The sequence below is a fragment of the Phocaeicola sp. genome (assembly GCF_048170425.1).
Lineage (GTDB): Bacteria > Bacteroidota > Bacteroidia > Bacteroidales > Bacteroidaceae > Phocaeicola.
This window is the reverse complement of the sequence record NZ_DBEXBB010000191.1, coordinates 1-19,901: the sequence shown is the minus strand read 5'-3', so window position 1 is coordinate 19,901 and position 19,901 is coordinate 1. Positions and strand designations below refer to the sequence as shown.

Here is a 19,901-nt window from a genome sequence, read left to right as displayed (position 1 = left end):
TGATAAATGCATATTTGCTCAAACCTGATGAATAATATTCACGAAGTAGAGCCAGACGGTCTGATTCATTGTAATGCTTACGATTCATGATTGGTATAGGTTATGTGTTAATAATGTGTCTACCTATACCAGCATAAGTCATTGTGATTATCCTAATACATTTCCTAAGTAGAGGAAGAACATACCAATCAGCACTAAAATCAAATCGACCACCTTGCTCTTCAGGTTCTTCTCGCGGAATATCATAGCACCAAACAGGAAGGAAACCACCACGCTTCCCCGTCGCACCATAGACACAATGGAAATCATGGCCCCGTCCATACCAAGCGCATAGAAATACACGAAATCAGCTGCCGACAAGAATACGGAAATCAGGATAATGCACCAGTCCCAGTGAAACGGTGTACTGCTCTTCCGCTTGGGCCACCACAGGAACATCAGTACTCCTCCCATCAAGAAAAGCTGGTACACATTGTACCACGCCTGTACCACCATGTTATTGAAGCGTCCCATCAAGTATTTATCGTACAAACCACTGACAGCACCTAGCACAGCCGCCAGCACCACAAACCAAATCCATTTATCGTGCTTGAAATCGATTCCTTCCTTCTTTCCCGAACGGCTCAGCATGAAGAACGATATAATGGCCATCAACACACCAATCCACTGGTACAGGTTCAGACGTTCACCAAATATCAGCAAGGCACCTACCAGCGTCATGACCGGACGGGTGGCATTGATTGGCCCGACAATGGTCAATGGCAAGTGTTTCATACCGAAATAACCGAATGTCCACGAAGAAAGCACGATAAATGATTTCAGGATAATGAACTTATGTACCTCCCAGCCCGCTGAAGGCACGTAGAAAAGCGTATCCTGCAATGCCTCCGGATGAAAGTACGAAACTAAAATAAACGGTAAGAAAATCAGACTCGAAAAAAGCGTATTCAGTCCCAGTACCGGAAGAACCGCATTGTTTGCCAGCGATTTTTTCTTGAAGACATCATAAAAGCCCAGCAACGCCGCTGAGCAAAAAGCCAGTAATAACCACATGTTTCTTTACGTTAAATCGAATTACAGCCTGCAAAATTAGGCAATAAAGCCGTGACTGACAAGTTTATTCCACAGAACCTTCTACCATTTTTCAGAAAGCGTTTACAATGTACATTTATCCGTGCCCTTCCCTTGCTCCGGACGTCGTTCTGGAAATGAAATACGAAAACGTGTCAGACCATCGGCATAAGTCCGCAAAGAGAATGTACACCCCAGTCTGGCCAATACTTCCCGAATGAAAATCAATCCGATACCTTGCCCGTTAGGTTTGGTCGAAAAGAACGGGCTGAACAATTTCGTTTCCACCTCCTTACTGATACCTTTTCCGGAATCGGCAATTTCAAGCATGACCGGAGATACTGATGTACGAATAAAAATACCCCCTCCCTGCCCGATGCTTTCTGCCGCATTCTTAATAATATTCACCAGTACCTGTTCAAACAGAACCGTATCAATCCACACTTTCGGATTCTCCATACATAACTCATTATGCAGCGTAATCTGCCGCTCCCGACAGATTGTTTCCATAAACATTCCACAAGCTATCACCCGGTCATTCAGCCTCACCTGCTCTATATTGGGGTCCGGAATCTTCACTACATCAGCAAATTTGGTAATAAACTGACTCATCCCCCAGCAACGCTCCACACAAACTTTCATCACTTCCTGCAAATCGCCAGTTTCTTCCTCCAACGTTTCCAGTGCTTCTCCAACGGTTTCCAAAGTAGAAGTAATGCCGGCCGTGGTATTATTCACCTCATGGGCTATCATCCGAATCACCTTCTCATAAGCCTTTTTCTCTGCTTTCACCACCTCGGTGGTTAAACTTTCTACCAATATGAACGGATGAGCAAACCCTCTGTCCACAAATGAAAGCCGGGAGCAGCGGTAAATTCTGGCATCACTTAAACGGATGGTATCTGTGGTATCTTTAGGTAAACGTGCCACCTCTTCTGCCAAGGGAGAATCCAGTTCGTCCAGCCGTTTTCCCATTAATTCCTCGACTGAAGCATATCCCAAAAAACGCAACGCCGCCACATTCAACATAGATATCTGCTCGTCGAAAGTCAAAATAATCACCCCCATGGGTGATACATTAATCAACAAGTCTAAGAAATGATTCTGCTCACGCAAACGCAGACGTTCGTTCTTCAACTGATCCATCATCCGGTTAAACATCTCCACGATGCGGTCTGCTTCAGCCTGACCAACCGAAGCCAGACGGCTGCTGAAATCTTGTTCACGTAACAGGTCCATTCCACTTGCAATGCTATTGAGCGGTTTTACAACTTTACGATAAAAATAGAACAAGACTATCAAGCTAAAAGAAATCACACCTTCTCCCACATATAAAAGCATGCTCTTTGTATTCAGGATGAAAAATAGCAAAATGCTCCACACCAATATGAGCAACAAGCCCAGCAGGAAAAACAGCGTTCTCAACCTCATAAAGCCTTCTGATCAATCATTAAACGAAATGCCGTATTTTTCCAGGCGGCGATACAAAGCCGCCCGACTGATACCCAGTGAAAGAGCTACCTGGGTCAAATTATTATCATGCGTATCCAACGCCTGAAGAATGGTACGTTTTTCCAGTTCCTCCAATGTAAGTCCTTTTGCATCCGCAACAGAGTCTGTAGCAACTGAAACCGGATGATACTGTGACTGAAAATCCTCTGCCGTCAGACAATCTTTTCCACACACCAACAAGGTACGCTCTACCAGGTTCTTCAGTTCCCGGATATTCCCAGGATAAGGCAAACGGCTTAAAAACTCCAAGGCATCCTCGGAAAGTTTCACCAACGGCAATCCGTCCTCACGGCATCTGTTTTCCACGAAATGACGGGCCAGCAAAGGGATATCCTCACGCCGTTCACGCAAGGCCGGCAGATGAACCGCAATCAAATTGATGCGATACAACAAATCCTCACGAAACGTGTGTTCACGCACCATCTGCTCCAGATTAGCATTAGTCGCACAGACCACCCGTACATCTACCTTTCGCGGACGACTCTCCCCCAACGGTTCAAACGTCTGCTCCTGCAGCACCCGAAGCAACTTTACCTGACACGACAAATCCAGTTCACCAATTTCATCCAAGAAAATCGTCCCTTTATCGGCCAGTTCAAAACGTCCTTTCCGGTCGGTCACCGCATCGGTAAAGGCCCCTTTCTTGTGCCCGAACATCTCACTTTCAAACAAAGTTTGAGAGATGCCTCCCAAGTTTACTTTCACAAAAGGTTTGTTTCTGCGCAAACTATTCAAATGAATCGCCTCAGCAATCAGTTCCTTTCCTGTACCGCTCTCACCTGTTACGAGTACCGAAGCGCTTGTTCGGGAAACTTTCTTCACCGTTGCCAGCACAGCTTCCAGTGCCTTGCTCTTGCCAATAATGTAGCTGCGGTCGAAATCCTCGTCTTCCGTGGTCGAAGTATCGGCCACTTCCTCCTTGGACGTCAACTCCAAAGCCGTTTCAATACGTTGCATCAACGCCGCATTGTTCCAGGGTTTGGTAATAAAATCAAAAGCACCAGCCCGCATTCCTTGTACAGCCAGCGGAATGCTTCCCCAAGCTGTCATCAGAATAACCGGTACATCCGGACAAAACAACTTAACCTGTTTCAATAAAACCAACCCTTCTGCCCCATCCGTCGAAAGGCTGAAATTCATATCCATCAGTATTAATTGTGGTATCACAGAATGTATCGCTTCCATTGCCTCTTTAGGCCCAGACACAGCCTGTACCTCATACTTCGCTCTCTCAAGCATAAAACTCAGCGAAGAGCGAATGGCACTATCATCATCTATTATCAGTATCATAACACGACAAAAGTAAATATAATTTTACAATAGCAAGAGGTCAATGCTTCACAATCTTCTCAAAATCGGCCTCTATACCCGTTCCTGCCACAAAATCCCAAAGTGTAAGACTGCGTAGCTGATAATAATAATACCAGTAGTAAAACAATTCATTGATGTGTTTACGGCGAGCCTCATCCTTCTGGCTTTGTGAATCGTTCAAATCCAGTGTAGAAATCTTACCTATCAGAAAAGTCTCCACATTGGTATGATAACGCTTACGGGCAATCTGGTCGGCCTCATCGGCCAAATGAAGCTGAGTCTGCTGGTTGTTAAATTGCTCTACCAATACAAACAGGTTCTGATTGAAATTCATGGTTTCCTGACGTAGCTTACTCTCAGTAACCTCCCGGTTACTCTGTGCCACTTTCACCTGTCCGCGACGTTTACCCCAGTCCAGAATCGGAATTTTAAAACCAATCTCAACCACCTGATTATCTTTCAGACGACGATAAGCCGTATCGAAACGACGGTCTGTTCCTGTAAATCCCACCTGGGCAAACAGCGTGATTTCACGCATGTTTCCCTTGGCCTTGGCTACTTCATAATCGGCTTCCAACTGCCTGCGACGAATATTTTGAGCAAATGAATTATTGGCCAAAGCCTTGGAAAGCACATCTGCATAGTCCAGACGGATTTCGGGTATTGAATCTGGAACCTGAGGTATCAGCTCCTCATACTCTCCCAATGCTAAGAAAGAACGCAAGGTAAACATGTGACTCTTCAAGGAACTTTCATTGGAAGTCAGTGCAGAACGTGCATCCAGCACATTCAATTGCAACTGCAACAAATCATTCTCACTAATCTGCCCCATTCGCCGTTTAGCCTTGGCTACTTCATACAGTTTTTCCGCATTTTCCAGATTCTGCTTAGCAATAGCTACATTCTCACGGGCCAGTAACAGATTGAAAAAATAATTGATAGTGGTCATTGTGACCTCTTCCGTCGCACTCAAAAAAGCCGCCTTAGCCTCCGCATAACGCACCGGCTCAATCCTACGGTTCCATTTGGTCTGATTCACTCCAAAAACAGGCTGATTCAGGGTTAAAGCCAGTGGAACCGACATAAAACGATTGTCAGAACTACCATCCATCTGCCGTAGAAAATCAAGGGAAGTATTCAATGAAAGTGTACCTCCCGTAAACCAGATATTCTGGTCGATGGACAACTGTCCGTTCATCTGCATGTAGTTGTTTCGTACATACGTATAGGAACCGTCATTCTGCTGGTACGAAGTATAACCTTTTTGATAGGAAGGAAGAGTCGCTGTAAAGTTCACTTCCGGCAATAGCTCTGCACGGAAAGTACGATATTCCCAATAGGCCGTTTTCAGTTCGTTTAAAGCGACAGCCGCATCCACACTTTGTACCCGTGCCAGCATGATAGCTTCTTCCAGTGTCAATGTATGTGTTTCTCCCATCGGCACTGCGGTCACTCCCTTACTACAGCAGATAAAAAGAGAAAATAAAATCAGCAGGTTCCGTTTCATAATCTTCGATTCATTTTGTCATACAATATTCATCCTTCACACCACTCTTCCCCTATCAACCATTCACCTTATCCTACCTGCCGGCCATCAAAGAACCGCACGATACGTGACGTTTGTTTAGCCTGTTCCTCATTGTGGGTAACCATGACGATGGTACGCCCATCTTCCTGATTAAGCTTGTGCAGAATTTCCATAATTTCCGCTCCCATCCTGGAATCCAGATTACCGGTCGGTTCATCAGCCAATACAATTTCCGGATTTCCCACAATGGCCCTGGCTATAGCCACACGCTGGCACTGTCCACCCGAAAGTTGTGACGGCATGTGATGCATTCGATGGCTCAACCCCACTTTGAGCAACACCTCTTCGGCCAGTCGCCGACGTTCCTTCGCTGAAACGTCACGATAGAGCAAAGGAAGTTCCACATTATCCAGCACATTCAATGAATTGATCAGGTGGAACGACTGAAAAACAAATCCCAGGTTCCGGTTGCGAAAAGCTGCCAGCTCCTTGTCTTTCATTCCCTCTACTTTCACCCCCGCAATCTGAATAATACCGCTGGTAGGGGCATCCAGCAGTCCCATGATGTTCAACAAAGTAGATTTTCCACATCCGGAAGGCCCCATAATACTGAGGAATTCTCCTTTTTCTATCATGAGGTTCACATTTTCTAATGCCTGAGTCTCTATTTCATTGGTCCGGTAAATCTTGTTGATTCCGGTTAATTCTATCATATTCATACTCATCTTATTTAAAAGTTTACTATTATATTCGCATTCAAACGAATCTTTCCATATTTTATTCATCTCTCAATGCTTCCGTAGGCGAAATGGAGCTTATCCGGCGGGCAGGAATATAAATGCCTATCCATACCACCAGCAGCAGAATCACGTACACCATCAGCGATACAAAGAAGAAATGAAGTCCAAAATTGTCTACCCAACTGGGTGTAACAGCTTCCATCAAAGAACTTCCCGTATTCAGTCCCTCACTAAATGCATATTGCAGATAAATGAAACAGCCTATAAAAGTAGCCAGCGTAGTCAGTGCCGTGCCCTCTCCTAAAAGCAACAGACGAATGCGATGCGGTGTCGCTCCATAAGAAAGCATCACGCCCACTTCTTCACGACGGGTACGAGTCTGCATCCAGAAAGTACCAATCACTCCCAGACAAAGATTGACCAGAAAGAACAAGGCAATGCTTAGGCTACGACGATAAAGCACAGTAGAATCACTGAATTCACGTGCCGCATTGATTTCGTCGTATGACTGCAATTCGCGGGCATAAAGATTCCCGATACGTAGCTGACGAAGCATCCAAGGACGAAAATCATGCAAGAAACGCTCCATACGCACTCCTTCTTTCAAACGAACAACAATCCTCATATTGTCCAGGCTGGAACGTATATCCGGATTCTGCAGGGGCATAAATACAATCGGTACAGGACGTTTGTCACTCAAATACTTACATGATTTCACGGTTCCCTTCACCGCCGTATAACAAGTATCTGTTCCATTCACTTTCCAGCAACGCTGATTGCGATATATGTGCGTGTGGAACATGCCTTCCAGCAAATCTTCCGTCATGATATAATAGTCCCCATTGTCCAAATCGGACAACTGAGCCGCACTCATACTCCCCTTGCCAGACTGGAAGCCATAGGTTTCAAAGAAATGGGTATGAGGCAAAAATTCGATAAATAAAGCCGTATGAGCCACCGAATCACCTTCCGCTATAAAGCTGGAAGTTCCAGTTCCCATCGCACCAGGATACACAAAAGAAAGAACGGGAGTTGCCTGTTCCACATCGGGATGCTGCCGGGCACGGTCCACCAGATTCAAATAAGTCTGCATCAACGAAGCCGAATCAGCTGCTTGTGGCTCATACCCGGGAGCTTCCTGAGGAAGCATACCCACAGATACCATACAAAGACGATCTGCATCATAGCCTAACGGAAGATGTCGCTCATAGGTCACCACCATCACTGGATCGAAAATGTACCAGGAAAGAATTGCCACTAATATCAGTTCAGCCAGCAGCCATCCGTTACGACGACGACGGCTCCAAAGATTTTTCAAAATCAATTTCCACATATCCACCAACTATTTTTCAGATTATCTTTTTTCATACAATGAATACACAATCGGCTTGCGCAATGATGTCCATGCCGGCCACAAAGCAGACAACAGGTTAAGTATCAGACAAAGCACAAACGCCACAATAAACACTACCGGTGCAAACAGCATTTCACCTGATACATACAGATTAGCTCCTTCAGCAATATCCATAGGCCACGAATCGAACAACATAAAAATCCATTCACGACCCACATAAAGCATACTCCATGCCACCAACAACCCCAGTAAGCCTCCTACCAACGTAAGAAAAAAGTTTTCCCACATCACCTGCGATAACAATGTACTCCTACTCGCACCAAAAGCCTTACGTACTCCCATCTCCGACAGACGACTCTCCATACGGCTGGCTATCAGCCCACTCAGATTTAAAGATGGTACAATCAAAAGTACCAGTAGCATCAGAATCAGATGACTTGCCACCTTCCAGGAACTAAAACTTGTATCGGCCGGATAATCTTTAAACACACTGAGTGTATGCGAAGTGGGCTGTTCCCATAACTCCATCTGCCACTGCCCTTTATACTGTGCATTTACTCTTCTGACCAAATCCCTGATTTCAGTGCGTAAGGCTTCTGCCTGTGCATTATCTTTTACTAAAAAAGTAACATTAAACCGACCACAATAGGGAAAACTGGAGGTACCGGGTTCCTTATAATTCAAGCCGACTGAATAAGGCACATATATCTGTGCATACGATTGGCCGGTCAAGAAGCTTGCTCCACGTACCACCCCACATACACGATAGTTCACATAATCCATTGAAAACGAACGTCCCACAACGCCTTCAGTTGTACCGAACAGACGACGGGCGATGTCATCGGATATCACGGCCGTATGAATACCACTTGCCAAATCGGCCTCCGTAAACGGATGTCCCTCCAGAAACTGCAACTCATAGATACGGAAAAAAGCTGGGTCTACCAATTTCTGTACCGGACGAAAATCCCCACTCCGATCGGCAGGCTGTACATAATAGTCCGTCGCATTGCCGAAACGTGCAGAAACCTCCACCACATTCTTAAGCGGATAAATCCATTCCTGCAAAGCCCGATACGACAAAGCGGACTGATAAGTCATTGCTTCCTGCTCGGACTTAAAACTGACATGAGTCAGATACAACGTGTTTTCCCGATTCCTTTCAGGATATATAGGAGCCAGTTTCACATAATAAACCACTGCTACTACAACCGTCATCGCAATGGCCAGCCCTGTACCAGCAATGTAGAGCATACTGAACAGACGGTTCTGCTTCAGTAACGTAAAAGCTTGTGTCAAATAGGTTCTTCGCATTCTCATAAAATTTTCACTCTCATTAAATTTTGTACCATATCAACGTATTTTTCATATTTATCTTATCTCAAACTTGCCAATCCATAAAACTTAGTGTTTCAAGTTTATCTTATGCTTATTCTTATACCCTTTCATATCACTGACTACCACCCGGTCACCCGGTTGAAGTCCGGAAACTACCTCCACATATTCAAAATTAGAATCTCCCAGTTCCACCTTCCGCTTGACCAGTTCCTCTTTTCCATCCCGTACAAAAAGTTCATACTCTCCTTTTCCCACATAATAACTGGCATTCTTTATTCGCAATACGCCCTCTTTCACGGCATTCATCACATACACATCCACTTTCAGTCCCGAACGCAACCGGCGGTGATGGTCATTAGACAGCTGCACAATAAAAGAAATCACTCCATTTTTAGATAAAGGCGTCACACTGCTTATCTGTCCTTCCAGTTTTTCATTGCCTATCTTTACGATGGCCCGTCCTCCTGCTATGACCTGATCTGCATAAGTATCGGCAATATCTGCTTCCACCTTAAAGTGACTCAGGTCTGAAACCACAGCCAATCGGGTACCTTCCGTCACCTGCGCTCCCACCTGATCATTAACATAGGTAAGAATGGCTTTCCTTGGTGAACGTATCTGCGCATCCTCCAAGGTTCGCTTCATCTCTGCCATCTCCTTACGGAAAATCTCATATTCCAACTGCTTGACCTTCAAGTCGGCTGCTTTCACCTGCCGCTCATTATCTAACTGCTGACGAAGCTGTTCTAATTCCAGCTTGCCCGTCTGATAATTCAATTCCGCTTGCCGTACCCGGTCAGTCGTACCAGAACCCAAGCTATCAAGATATTGCTCGTTCCGAAATTCCACCTTCATCCGGTTCAGCTTCATAGCCGATACCTTTACCTGCATTTCCAAATCACTGAGATACGTTTGGTTATTAATCTCCAACTGCTCCAGCTGATAACGTTTCATCTGGTCCTCATCTTGCAATTTCTTATATTCAGTCTCGGTACTCTGTAAATCCAGTTGCAGCAGCGGAGTGCCTACATCCACACTGTCTCCCCCTTTTCCATACACCTCCACAATACGCGAATTAATCGGAGTATTGATTATTTCTTCAAAGGCAGGTACGACTTTTCCCGATGCACTTACACTCACCTCAATGGTTCCCTTGGTCACTTCCGAGAACACCAGTTCACTCTCTTTCACACTGCTGCGCGTCCATGAAAAAAGCAAAACCAGCAATATCACGCATCCGGCTCCAATACTACCATATTGCATAAGCTTCTTATTGCGTGCCTTTATTCGTACTTCTTTTGATATTTCCCGATCCATATTTTTACGTTATATCCGCATTTTCTGAATGCAACATCCATGCCAAAACAATAAACAACTGGTTTACAACACAAAACTAACTTTAAGAGGTGTCCGATATCGGACACTCTGTTCGGTTTTACACACATTATGTACGTTTTTTTACGAGAAATCTTACAGAAGCATTGCACATATCCGCAACTCTCTCTACCTTTAAATCTGAAAATAAAAGGGAAATGAACGAACAGGTTATACAAAAACTAAAAATCCTGACCGAATCCGCCAAATACGACGTGTCATGCGCTTCCAGCGGTACTTCCCGCAAAAACACACGGGGAGGAGTCGGCAATACGGTAGGAGGATGGGGCATCTGTCACAGCTTTTCGGAAGACGGACGCTGCATTTCCCTGCTCAAGATTATGCTGACCAACTACTGCATCTACGATTGTGCCTACTGCATCAACCGGGTAAGCAACGACATTCCACGGGCCACACTTTCCGTCACAGAACTGGTAGAACTGACCATGGAGTTCTACCGAAGAAATTATATAGAAGGACTGTTTCTCAGTTCGGGAGTGGTACGCAATCCCGACTACACCATGGAACGCCTGGTCCGAGTGGCCAAAGACCTGCGGCTGGTTCATCGCTTCAACGGCTATATCCACCTGAAAAGTATCCCCGGTGCCAGTGAAGAACTGGTACGGGAAGCCGGACTATATGCCGACCGCCTCAGTGTCAATCTGGAAATTCCGACAGAAAAAAACTTAAAACTGCTGGCGCCGGAGAAAGACCACCAGAGTGTGTATCTCCCGATGAAATACATCCAGCAAGGCATACAAACCTACCAGGAAGAGCGCAAGCACTATCGGCACACTCCCCGCTTTGCTCCTGGCGGACAAAGCACCCAGATGATTGTAGGAGCCACCCCCGAAACTGACAAGGACATCTTGCAAGTATCTTCTTCGCTGTATGAAGAACCTACTATGAAGCGAGTGTATTATTCAGGCTATATTTCGGTGAATACGTATGACAAGCGACTTCCTACTTTGAAGCAACCGCCTCTAGTACGCGAAAACCGTCTTTACCAGGCCGACTGGCTACTACGTTTCTATCAGTTCAAGGTAGACGAGATAGTAGATGACCAAAGCCCCAACCTGGACTTGGAGATTGACCCGAAACTGGCCTGGGCCCTCCGCCATCCAGAGTTTTTCCCCGTCAATATACAGACGGCAGATTATGAAGCCATCCTGCGTGTGCCGGGCATCGGAGTAAAATCGGCCCGCCTGATTGTGGCTTCCCGCCGTTTCTCCCGTATCGGATTCTACGAACTGAAAAAAATGGGAGCTGTCATGAAAAAGGCCAAATACTTCATTACCTGCCACGAACTGCCGGACAAGACCATTCACGAGTTAGGGGCCTACGGGGTACGGAAACTTCTGCTCCCTACTCCCCGCAAGAAGACAGACGAATGTCAGTTGAGTTTTGACTTTGCAGATACAGAAGAAGCTGCCCCCACAAACGAGTGAAGGCAGCTTTCTTACTTTTATGCATTCTACAATTTCAGCGAATGGAAACTTCAGTTACAGGCTGTTCCTTTATTGTATCCAACGGCACCGCTTTGTACTTGACACGCAGAAAATCAATCTTATTCAAATCGATGCTACGTATAGCAGAATTATACATGGTACGATAATAAATCATCCGATGCTGCATATCCGTAGCCGAAGTCCACTGTGTCGCACTTGGGATGTTAACAGAAACCTGCCCTGACGGAAACTCAATCCCCAACGGAATATCAAAATTATTCAGAATCTGAAATCCTTGGAGTACAGTCTGACGGGCATTGTCCTGCACAGGAGCTGTAGCCTGATAAAAGGCGGCCCGCACAAAACGAGAAGGAGGAGTCACATCACCGGGAATACCCAAGAATCCGCTTCCAGCTCCGAAAGAGCGAAGAGCCACATTTCCTAATGATTGAGGTTGTGCACTGCCCGGATACAAATTGACGTAATTATTCAGATTGGTCAGTTGCCATTCAAAGCCCGGAGAGTTGGTCAGTACCCCCAACTTGTTTTCAAAGAAATGCAATTCACCGTCTACTATTTCCAACACAACCTGACGTCCTGACACATCCGCAAAACGCCAGTGCACAGTCGATGCACGCGGGTCAATGGCCACTACATGTACCTGCTTCAGGCTTTCCATCACTTCATCCACCGTCTTGCAGTTGCCTAACACCCAGGAAACCAACTGCAAATCGGCAATGGAAGACGATTTATATTCTGCTTTATACGCTTCATATTGTCCGTAATTCGGGAAATAGAACAGACCAGCAGAGAGACCTTCCTCATTCAATCCTTCTGCCACGAATTCCTTTTGTTCTACCGCCAGACCCACATATCCATATTTTGCCGTAAATTTCATGCCATCCTGTCCGCCGGGCACATACGACTGAACCGTATAGCCACGTGGCACTACCACATAGCAGCTGTTCAAGTCACTTCCACCCCATTCTATGGTACGGGCAAGAATACGTGTACTGTCTTTTGCAGTCAAGGTGATACCTGTGCAAGCCAGAGAAGGCTGTGACTGGAAGATGGCCACTGTAGCCATCAGTCCCAAGAGCATAAATTTATGATTCATCATTCAATCTATTTTTATTATATAACAAAAAACTGTTCCTTTTGTTTCAGTTTCTCGTTTTTACTACTTTTGTTCCCTGAAATCCTCTATACACAAAGATACGAAATTCTCATAGACCATGACCGTTTTCCAATACGATTCCACTTTTGAAGGTCTGCTTACCGCCCTGTTCGATGCCTATTATCGCCGGACTTTTCCCGACCTGCTGCTTGCAGAGAAGGAACCGCTTCCGCTTTTTTACGAAGAGGTACATCAGGTGGTAACAGATGCGGAAAAGACAGAACGGGTTTGGAAACTGTTATCACGTAAACTTTCCCGAAGGGCACTTGCCTCCCTTACCTATTGCTGGCTCTCGGAGACACCGGAAGCTGCCATGCTACTTTTCCGCTACATGCGGAAAGTAACCGATGCACCGGTCTCTATCGAACAAAATTTCGCAGACCCGGATGTGTTAGGAGTGTATCAGCTAAGCAAAAAAGTAGCGGACGAGCGAATGAGGGTACTTCAGTTCATGCGTTTTCAAAAAACGACCGACCAAGTATATTTCGGCATTATGGAACCTCTCTATAATGTCTATCCATTGACTATCCATCATTTTCGCGACCGGTTTGCCGACCAACCGTGGATAATCTACGATGCGCGCCGTCACTACGGCTACTATTACGATCTGAAAGAAGTAAGCGAGATTACATTTGAAGACTCCCGCGCTGCCTTCCTGCGACACGGTAAGTTGGAAGATGAGCTGCTGGATAAAAACGAAAAGCTTTTCCAGGAGGGCTGGAAAAGCTACTTTCACAGTGTATGTATTCAATCCCGACTAAATCCCGTAAAGCACAAAAAGGATATGCCGGTCCGTTTCTGGAAATATCTTACCGAAAAAGACTAACCCAGCGGAAACAATTCATCCGGATAGCCTATATCGACCAAAAAGAGTGCATGTCCCGGTACGGATGTACCTGCACTACAGCGGTTCTTCTCTTCTATCACCTTCCGGAAACCTTCCACCGAAAGTTTGCCGCGGCCTACTTCTACCAGCGTACCGACAATGGCCCGAACCATATTACGCAGGAAACGGTCAGCCTGAATGGTAAATACCCATTCTGTTTCGCTTACCTGGTCCCAGTGGGCATGCATAATCTTGCAGTTATTGGTCTTGACATCTGTATGCAGTTTACTGAAGCTCGTAAAATCTGTATAATCAAACAGGGTTTGCGCCGCCTCATTCATCTTTGCAAAATCCAAAGGCTGGAACAATCGCCAGTAATATGCCCGGTTAAACGGATTCTTCTGTGTAGTGACGTAGTATTTGTAAGTACGATAAGTCGCATCAAAGCGGGCATGCGCATCCTGATTCACTCTCCGCACACGGTACACCGATATATCCGGCGGAAGCAAACGGTTCAGTTTATCCGTCACCGTATCTTCATCCAGCATCCATTCCACATCAAAATGTGCCACCATCAGGCGGGCATGTACTCCAGAATCCGTACGTCCGGCCCCCACCACTTCAATGGCCTCATCCCGCAAAAAAGTATGCAGTGCCTTCATCAGCGTTTCCTGTACACTGCTTCCGTTTGGCTGTATCTGCCAACCATGATAGTTGGTACCATCGTAAGCCAAATAAATAAAATACCTGAACATAGCTTCTTGAATTATCGGGCAGTAATATGGAAACACCCTTGTTTCAACTCGTATTTCACATAACAGCGGTCTGCCTCACGAAGGTCACGTAAAACTTCCGACAGCACCAGCTTCAATGTATCCGAACTCACATCCTGCATAGGTCGGCCATCAGGATCTTCCACCTTCTCAAAACGCTTCCAGCTTACATCGAACGTAGTTCCATAAAAATGGCAAGAGTTCAGCGAAGCATTTCCGTTGGTTCTCCGCAGACGCTTCACGTCATCCTTCGTACGAGTCACAGACGTTACAATGATTTTATTGGGGTTCAATCCTTTGTTTTCCAGTGAATCCAAGAAATTAACTCCGATGGTATCCAGCAACGCACTGGCCTGAGGTATCAGGTAGGGAATTGAATGTGTCAAAGAATCCAAACCATACCGTTCACAGGCGGCAATTTCAATCAACCGGTCCTTCATTTCTTCCGCCTCTTCACGGGTACTGATAGGGCGGATACCTATTTTCTTGGCTGTAGCCAGTTGCACATCATTCAAATCTCCAAACGAACGTTTATAGCTGATAACTCCCCTGATATTGCGCGGATTGTTCATTTTCATTGACATGTCCTTTTCCTTACATCCAGACAAGCAGATTCCAGCAAATAAAGCCACTGCCAGACATGACTTGATCAATAATTTCATTTCTTTTCCATTTTTAATTCCATGCAAAGATAGCATAAAAAGCAAGAAGCACAAAACCACCGAATAAAGGCCAGGGCAATACACATTATTACTTTTGGTTATCACGCATAAAAAAATGTAAATAGGACATTCCATGGAAATCTCCTATCTTTGCGCCCGAAAATCAAAATCACTAAAAACAAACTGATATGTTCAAGAAAGGAAACAGAGCCAATACCCTCCATGGTATTCTATTGATTGCATTATTTTCTTTTGCAGCCTTCTACATTGCCGAAATACCCTTCGTGAAAAGTCTTTCTTTCAGTCCACTGATTGTGGGTATCATTTTGGGAATGCTTTATGCCAACAGTCTGCGCAACAAACTGCCTGAGACATGGGTTCCCGGTATCAAGTTCTGCACCAAGCAGGTACTGCGTGCCGGTATCGTACTCTACGGATTCCGTCTGACACTGACACAAGTAGCCGCCGTAGGACTCCCTGCAGTGGTTATCGATACCATCATCGTAGCCGGTACTATTTTCCTGGGCATCTGGCTGGGCAAACTGATGAAAATGGACAAAGATACTTCTCTTATGACTGCTACCGGTAGCGCCATCTGTGGAGCTGCAGCCGTACTGGGTGCAGAACCGGTGGTAAAATGTGAAGGACATAAAACGGCCATTGCCGTATCTACGGTAGTCATTTTCGGAACCATTTCCATGTTCCTCTATCCGATTATGTACCGTGCCGGTATGCTGGATGCACTGGGAGATACGGGAGTAGCCATCTACACAGGAAGTACCCTGCATGAGGTTGCTCACGTAGCAGGAGCAGGAAATGCCATGGATCCGACCGATTCATTAGGAATTGCCGGAACTGCTACCATCACCAAGATGATCCGCGTCATGATGCTGGCACCGGTATTGGTCATCATGAGCTTTGCATTGGCAGGACGGAAAAAAGCAAATCCTGAAGGTAAAACCGAAAAGAGCAAAATCACCATTCCCTGGTTTGCATTCGGATTCATCGGTATCATCTGTCTGAACTCTCTGATACAATACCTCACAGGTGCCGAAACCGTAAAAGATATTCCGCTAAACGGTGCCATTGAGTACATCGATACCTTCATGCTGACAATGGCCATGACGGCACTGGGCACAGATACCAGTCTGGAAAAATTCAAACAAGCTGGTGCCAAACCGTTCCTGCTGGCAGGATTGCTTTACATCTGGCTGGTGGGCGGAGGATACTTGCTGACACAATATATCACTCCAATGTTTGGATAAAAGATAGTCCTCAACACAATAAGGGCAGGCGTAAACAAATACACCTGTCCTTATTGTTTTTACATGTTCCTATACTGCTTGGGTGACATGCCTGTATAACGCTTGAAGTATTTTCCAAAAAAAGAAATATCCGAAAAATTCAATGAATAAGCTATCTCCTGTACCGTCATATCCGTAGAACGGAGCTTAGCCTGCGCATCGCGTATGATAAATGAAGAAAGAATGTCGGTCAATGTCTTGCCGGTAACTTTCTTCACCGTTGTACTCAGATGCTGTGGCGAAAGATGCAACTTCTCAGCATAGAAAGAGACATTGCGTTCTGTTTTATAATATTGCACAATAATACGAACCAATTCCTTCACAATTTCTTGATTACGGTTGTATCTAGGTGAGTCTTCCTCCTCTCCTCTTTTCTTATATACACCACCTAAAGAAAGGAGCAACTGCGTATAAATCAAGCTTATCTGCATTCTGCTCATATCCTCTTTTATCTTCTGTCGGCGAATCAAAAGGCGGATACTATCCCGGAACAATTCATATACGTCTTTCTTCATCTCAATTACCGGCCGTTCGAATATATAAGGAGTGTACTCCACAGTATATGAAAACAACTTGGCTCCTTCTATCAATTTTTTGGAGAAACCGACAAAAATAAACCGGCAATCCTTGCTTTGCTCCTGAATTTGAAAAAAGACTCCTGGAAATACAATGGCTAATGAGCCTTCCTTTAAGTCATAATGTGTCAAATGAATTTTCACCCGGCTACTTCCTCTCAGGCACAGTAGAAAAAGACAACCTGGGAAAGGCGCCGAAGTCTGAAACAAGCGGTAAAAACCACCGGTCATGTCTATACCCGCCACCATATCCTGCCCTTCCGGCAATAAATCAAGTCTGTCAAATCGCTTCATTCCTTAATTTCTTCTATAGGTGTCACATCTTGTACGTTCTTGTTCCTTTTACGGAAACGCAACAAACGAACCATATCCATCAATGCATATACTATGGAAGAAATACCCAACACAATAAAGGGTATCTCAGCTGTAGCAAATGGATTAAACAAAACCGTAATTCCCGCCGCTAAAATCAATACGGGCACCACATACACCCCAAATGGAACTGGCATAAATGAACGGGCTGCAATCAGGTTAGCCAGCTGACTAATACCACCAAATACCAGTAAAATTCCTAATACATACATCAGTACCCCGACAAAGAAAGAGGGCATGATAATCAACCATACACCGAAAAGGGTACTACCTAACGCAACTACAGGAAAAACCGGACGAGGTGCATCTACCTTACTCTTGTTTAATGAGGCCAGATAAGAAAACAATCCAACCAGTCCGGGAATAAGGAACAACACACCGATGGTAATAACCAGATAACTTACAGCTACGTCCGGCCATGTGACCAATAATATACCGATAACTAATGCACAGAGCGAACTGACTAATGCATAATTCAAAGATTTCATACTTCGTCCATTTTTAAATTCACTATCCAAAGGTAATGAAAAAGTATCAATAAACAAATCATTCACCCAAAAGGATAAAAAACCATCACCTATCCGGCATAACTGTGCATTCCTCCGAGTACATAGTTTACACCGAAATAAGTCATCAATATGGCAGAGAACGAGACGATTAAAAACCAATGAAAAAAGTATGGACTCCTGAAACGAGGGAGACTTTGTACATGAAAAGCCATTCCATAAAGCATGAAAGTGACCAGAGCCCAAACTTCTTTCGGATCCCAGGCCCAGTAGCTTCCCCAAGAGACATTGGCCCATACTGCACCAATAAAAATTCCGGTTCCCAAGCACAACACTGCCGGATAAAGCAAAACCCGACAAAATAAAGTCAGCCGTTGCCGCTGCCACGTATGCCGCTGAATACTCAGCGCCAAGATACTACACAGACACATCAAAGCAAACAAGGCATACGATACCATAATCAATGATACATGCAGACTCAGCCAGGGTGACAGCAATACCGGCATCAACGGAGTTATCTGCGGATTCATCTCGCTCAGGTAAGCCACCAGCAACGTAAAACCGGAAAGCAACAAACCGGCTGGAAGTAAAAACGAAAACCGCCGCTGCCATATACAAGTGCACAGTAACAGAAATCCTGCTAAAAAGAGCATCGTTTCGTGTCCGTTTCCCAAGGGAATCCGTCCTCCTATATACCAGCGAAGAAGGTAAGAAATCCAGTGAAACAAACAGGCCATCCATACGGTTCCCACCCATATCCGTCGCAGTCCAACCCTCCAGTTCCTGCCCTTATCGCCTTCTTGCATCACATAGGAATATATCCACCAGCCCAAAGCCAGCAAACCCAAAGAAAGATTGGCCATAAACAAGATTTTAGTGAACGGTACCGCATGATAGAAAATCTCTGCACGTATCCTTAACGGCGATAACGGAGTGACACTTCCATCCTCCGGTAAAGGACGGATAAAAGTACCTTTCTGAAGCATCAGTACCATACCGACCTTCTCATCCAACTCCAGCACTTCCTTTTCCAGCTTTTTTGCCCGACGGTTCTCTAACCAGCCCTTCTCATGCGTATTTCGCACTTCGTCCTGCTGCTTCTGCAATAACCTCTCCAACCGATACGCCTTTCCGTCGAACAAGTCTACCAGTGCGGCATACTCCGACTTCAATCCCAATTCCTGCCTTAACCGTTCACTTTTCACCCGAAACATCGGTTCGTGCTGCCATTCTTCAGGGTAAAGTAACCAGCTGGCCACCACCTGTTCCGGTGTCAAACCATGATAAGAAGGTTTTCCACTCAACTTGATTACAAAGTCACGGGCCAGCGTATGGAAGGGCGCCACGCGGTCGTGGTATATCACTTGCCGTATCTTCAGCGTTTCCGCATCGTGCCGGGCCAGGACACTGACCGGACGAGCTTGAGCCGTCAACTGAAAAGCGCATACCCCCAGCCACACCAGTCCCGTTTTTCTCCATAACGGATGATGCAACAAGCGGAAAAATGTTTCCCTCCGGCTGACCAACAGCCATATCGAAGAGAAAGCTAGACACAGATACCCCGCATAGGTCACGGCAATTCCCCAAGGGTCATGGTTCACGCTCAACCAGCTTCCAGACAAATCCGGGTCATAAGAGGACTGATAAAAACGATAGCCTTCCACTGACAAGATGTGATTCATTGAAATCACATCTTTGTAGTTCTTCCCGCCGACTTCATAGCTCACGTAACTCTTGTAATCAGAAGGAGCTTCCGTTCCCGGATAACAAACCACCCTGAAGCTGTCCAAAGAAAGACTGAAGGGCAACACCCTTGCTTGCTGGTCAGAAGTCCGGATAAAACTCTTCATTTCCTGCCCCTGCACCAGATGCACATACCCTTTTTCGCCTGTCAAGTAGGTAAGCATGGCCCCTCCCAGTATCACTAAAAGAGAGCCATGCCACCACAAGACCGGGAGGCGCTTCCACAGCCGGCATTTGCCACATGCCCGCACAAGCCCGAAGGCCAGCGCACCCCACAAGCCACAAAA

At 45.6% G+C, this 19,901-nt stretch carries 17 protein-coding genes; 3 read left to right on the top strand and 14 right to left on the bottom strand.

The annotated features are described in order from the left end of the window. Positions 1 to 147 precede the first annotated feature (147 nt). From ACMJ0U_RS07585 to ACMJ0U_RS07550, 8 genes are all read right to left on the bottom strand, one after another. Entirely contained in the window at positions 148 to 1,053 is a 906-nt protein-coding gene (locus tag ACMJ0U_RS07585; protein WP_417129304.1) for an EamA family transporter, read from the bottom strand. Positions 1,054 to 1,155: 102 nt separating this feature from the next. Then, on the bottom strand, positions 1,156 to 2,502 hold the full coding sequence (locus ACMJ0U_RS07580; protein ID WP_417129303.1) for a sensor histidine kinase: 1,347 nt from the start codon (positions 2,500 to 2,502) through the stop codon (positions 1,156 to 1,158). Between the two features lie 12 nt (positions 2,503 to 2,514). After that, a complete protein-coding gene (locus tag ACMJ0U_RS07575) occupies positions 2,515 to 3,873 on the bottom strand; it encodes a sigma-54-dependent transcriptional regulator (protein WP_417129302.1) in 1,359 nt (452 codons plus the stop codon). Between the two features lie 40 nt (positions 3,874 to 3,913). Beyond that, on the bottom strand, positions 3,914 to 5,401 hold the full coding sequence (locus tag ACMJ0U_RS07570) for a TolC family protein (protein WP_417129300.1): 1,488 nt from the start codon (positions 5,399 to 5,401) through the stop codon (positions 3,914 to 3,916). A 68-nt stretch (positions 5,402 to 5,469) separates the two neighbouring features. Then, positions 5,470 to 6,135, bottom strand: a complete 666-nt coding sequence (locus tag ACMJ0U_RS07565; protein ID WP_417129307.1) for an ABC transporter ATP-binding protein — start codon at positions 6,133 to 6,135, stop codon at positions 5,470 to 5,472. Positions 6,136 to 6,199: 64 nt separating this feature from the next. Then, the gene (locus tag ACMJ0U_RS07560; RefSeq protein ID WP_417129299.1) at positions 6,200 to 7,495 is read right to left on the bottom strand and encodes an ABC transporter permease; all 1,296 of its coding nucleotides are present in this window, start codon (positions 7,493 to 7,495) and stop codon (positions 6,200 to 6,202) included. A gap of 21 nt (positions 7,496 to 7,516) precedes the next feature. Further along, positions 7,517 to 8,830, bottom strand: coding sequence for an ABC transporter permease (locus ACMJ0U_RS07555; protein ID WP_417129297.1), 1,314 nt, complete (start codon positions 8,828 to 8,830; stop codon positions 7,517 to 7,519). Positions 8,831 to 8,920: 90 nt separating this feature from the next. Then, the gene (locus tag ACMJ0U_RS07550; RefSeq protein ID WP_417129296.1) at positions 8,921 to 10,171 is read right to left on the bottom strand and encodes an efflux RND transporter periplasmic adaptor subunit; all 1,251 of its coding nucleotides are present in this window, start codon (positions 10,169 to 10,171) and stop codon (positions 8,921 to 8,923) included. Positions 10,172 to 10,386: 215 nt separating this feature from the next. On the opposite strand from ACMJ0U_RS07550, the gene ACMJ0U_RS07545 reads away from it, so the two are divergent. Further along, complete coding sequence (locus ACMJ0U_RS07545; protein WP_417129294.1) at positions 10,387 to 11,676, top strand: putative DNA modification/repair radical SAM protein; 1,290 nt, start codon at positions 10,387 to 10,389, stop codon at positions 11,674 to 11,676. A 34-nt stretch (positions 11,677 to 11,710) separates the two neighbouring features. On the opposite strand, the gene ACMJ0U_RS07540 is transcribed toward ACMJ0U_RS07545, so the two are convergent. Next, on the bottom strand, positions 11,711 to 12,793 hold the full coding sequence (locus ACMJ0U_RS07540) for a linear amide C-N hydrolase (protein ID WP_417129305.1): 1,083 nt from the start codon (positions 12,791 to 12,793) through the stop codon (positions 11,711 to 11,713). Between the two features lie 118 nt (positions 12,794 to 12,911). Here ACMJ0U_RS07540 and ACMJ0U_RS07535 point away from each other — a divergent pair, with 118 nt between their 5' ends. Then, positions 12,912 to 13,679, top strand: coding sequence for a TIGR03915 family putative DNA repair protein (locus tag ACMJ0U_RS07535; RefSeq protein WP_417129293.1), 768 nt, complete (start codon positions 12,912 to 12,914; stop codon positions 13,677 to 13,679). Here the strand turns inward: ACMJ0U_RS07535 and truA are convergent. Together truA and ACMJ0U_RS07525 are read right to left on the bottom strand one after the other, a co-directional pair. After that, positions 13,676 to 14,434, bottom strand: coding sequence for a tRNA pseudouridine(38-40) synthase TruA (gene truA / locus ACMJ0U_RS07530; RefSeq protein ID WP_417129291.1), 759 nt, complete (start codon positions 14,432 to 14,434; stop codon positions 13,676 to 13,678). The genes ACMJ0U_RS07535 and truA overlap by 4 nt on opposite strands. An 11-nt stretch (positions 14,435 to 14,445) precedes the next feature. Further along, a complete protein-coding gene (locus ACMJ0U_RS07525) occupies positions 14,446 to 15,114 on the bottom strand; it encodes a DUF5715 family protein (protein WP_417129290.1) in 669 nt (222 codons plus the stop codon). 188 nt (positions 15,115 to 15,302) lie between these two features. Between ACMJ0U_RS07525 and ACMJ0U_RS07520 the strand changes: the two genes are divergently transcribed. Next, positions 15,303 to 16,379, top strand: a complete 1,077-nt coding sequence (locus tag ACMJ0U_RS07520) for a YeiH family protein (protein ID WP_417129289.1) — start codon at positions 15,303 to 15,305, stop codon at positions 16,377 to 16,379. A 59-nt stretch (positions 16,380 to 16,438) separates the two neighbouring features. On the opposite strand, the gene ACMJ0U_RS07515 is transcribed toward ACMJ0U_RS07520, so the two are convergent. From ACMJ0U_RS07515 to ccsA, 3 genes are all read right to left on the bottom strand, one after another. After that, positions 16,439 to 17,287, bottom strand: a complete 849-nt coding sequence (locus ACMJ0U_RS07515) for a helix-turn-helix domain-containing protein (RefSeq protein ID WP_417129288.1) — start codon at positions 17,285 to 17,287, stop codon at positions 16,439 to 16,441. After that, a complete protein-coding gene (locus tag ACMJ0U_RS07510; RefSeq protein WP_417129287.1) occupies positions 17,284 to 17,853 on the bottom strand; it encodes an HdeD family acid-resistance protein in 570 nt (189 codons plus the stop codon). Before ACMJ0U_RS07510 ends, ACMJ0U_RS07515 begins: the two co-directional genes overlap by 4 nt. Positions 17,854 to 17,942: 89 nt before the next feature. After that, positions 17,943 to 19,901: cytochrome c biogenesis protein CcsA (gene ccsA, locus ACMJ0U_RS07505; RefSeq protein WP_417129285.1), on the bottom strand; the 1,959-nt coding region annotated here is incomplete at its 5' end.

Bases quoted from the DNA above. Each gene is read 5' to 3' on its own strand.
- truA (WP_417129291.1), bottom strand. From the start codon at position 14,434: ATGTTCAGGTATTTTATTTATTTGGCTTACGATGGTACCAACTATCAT.
- ACMJ0U_RS07520 (WP_417129289.1), top strand. From the start codon at position 15,303: ATGTTCAAGAAAGGAAACAGAGCCAATACCCTCCATGGTATTCTATTG.
- ACMJ0U_RS07550 (WP_417129296.1), bottom strand. From the start codon at position 10,171: ATGGATCGGGAAATATCAAAAGAAGTACGAATAAAGGCACGCAATAAG.
- ACMJ0U_RS07585 (WP_417129304.1), bottom strand. From the start codon at position 1,053: ATGTGGTTATTACTGGCTTTTTGCTCAGCGGCGTTGCTGGGCTTTTAT.
- ACMJ0U_RS07580 (WP_417129303.1), bottom strand. From the start codon at position 2,502: ATGAGGTTGAGAACGCTGTTTTTCCTGCTGGGCTTGTTGCTCATATTG.
- ACMJ0U_RS07545 (WP_417129294.1), top strand. From the start codon at position 10,387: ATGAACGAACAGGTTATACAAAAACTAAAAATCCTGACCGAATCCGCC.
- ACMJ0U_RS07515 (WP_417129288.1), bottom strand. From the start codon at position 17,287: ATGAAGCGATTTGACAGACTTGATTTATTGCCGGAAGGGCAGGATATG.
- ACMJ0U_RS07535 (WP_417129293.1), top strand. From the start codon at position 12,912: ATGACCGTTTTCCAATACGATTCCACTTTTGAAGGTCTGCTTACCGCC.
- ACMJ0U_RS07560 (WP_417129299.1), bottom strand. From the start codon at position 7,495: ATGTGGAAATTGATTTTGAAAAATCTTTGGAGCCGTCGTCGTCGTAAC.
- ACMJ0U_RS07540 (WP_417129305.1), bottom strand. From the start codon at position 12,793: ATGAATCATAAATTTATGCTCTTGGGACTGATGGCTACAGTGGCCATC.
- ACMJ0U_RS07510 (WP_417129287.1), bottom strand. From the start codon at position 17,853: ATGAAATCTTTGAATTATGCATTAGTCAGTTCGCTCTGTGCATTAGTT.
- ACMJ0U_RS07525 (WP_417129290.1), bottom strand. From the start codon at position 15,114: ATGAAATTATTGATCAAGTCATGTCTGGCAGTGGCTTTATTTGCTGGA.
- ACMJ0U_RS07570 (WP_417129300.1), bottom strand. From the start codon at position 5,401: ATGAAACGGAACCTGCTGATTTTATTTTCTCTTTTTATCTGCTGTAGT.
- ACMJ0U_RS07575 (WP_417129302.1), bottom strand. From the start codon at position 3,873: ATGATACTGATAATAGATGATGATAGTGCCATTCGCTCTTCGCTGAGT.
- ACMJ0U_RS07565 (WP_417129307.1), bottom strand. From the start codon at position 6,135: ATGATAGAATTAACCGGAATCAACAAGATTTACCGGACCAATGAAATA.
- ACMJ0U_RS07555 (WP_417129297.1), bottom strand. From the start codon at position 8,830: ATGCGAAGAACCTATTTGACACAAGCTTTTACGTTACTGAAGCAGAAC.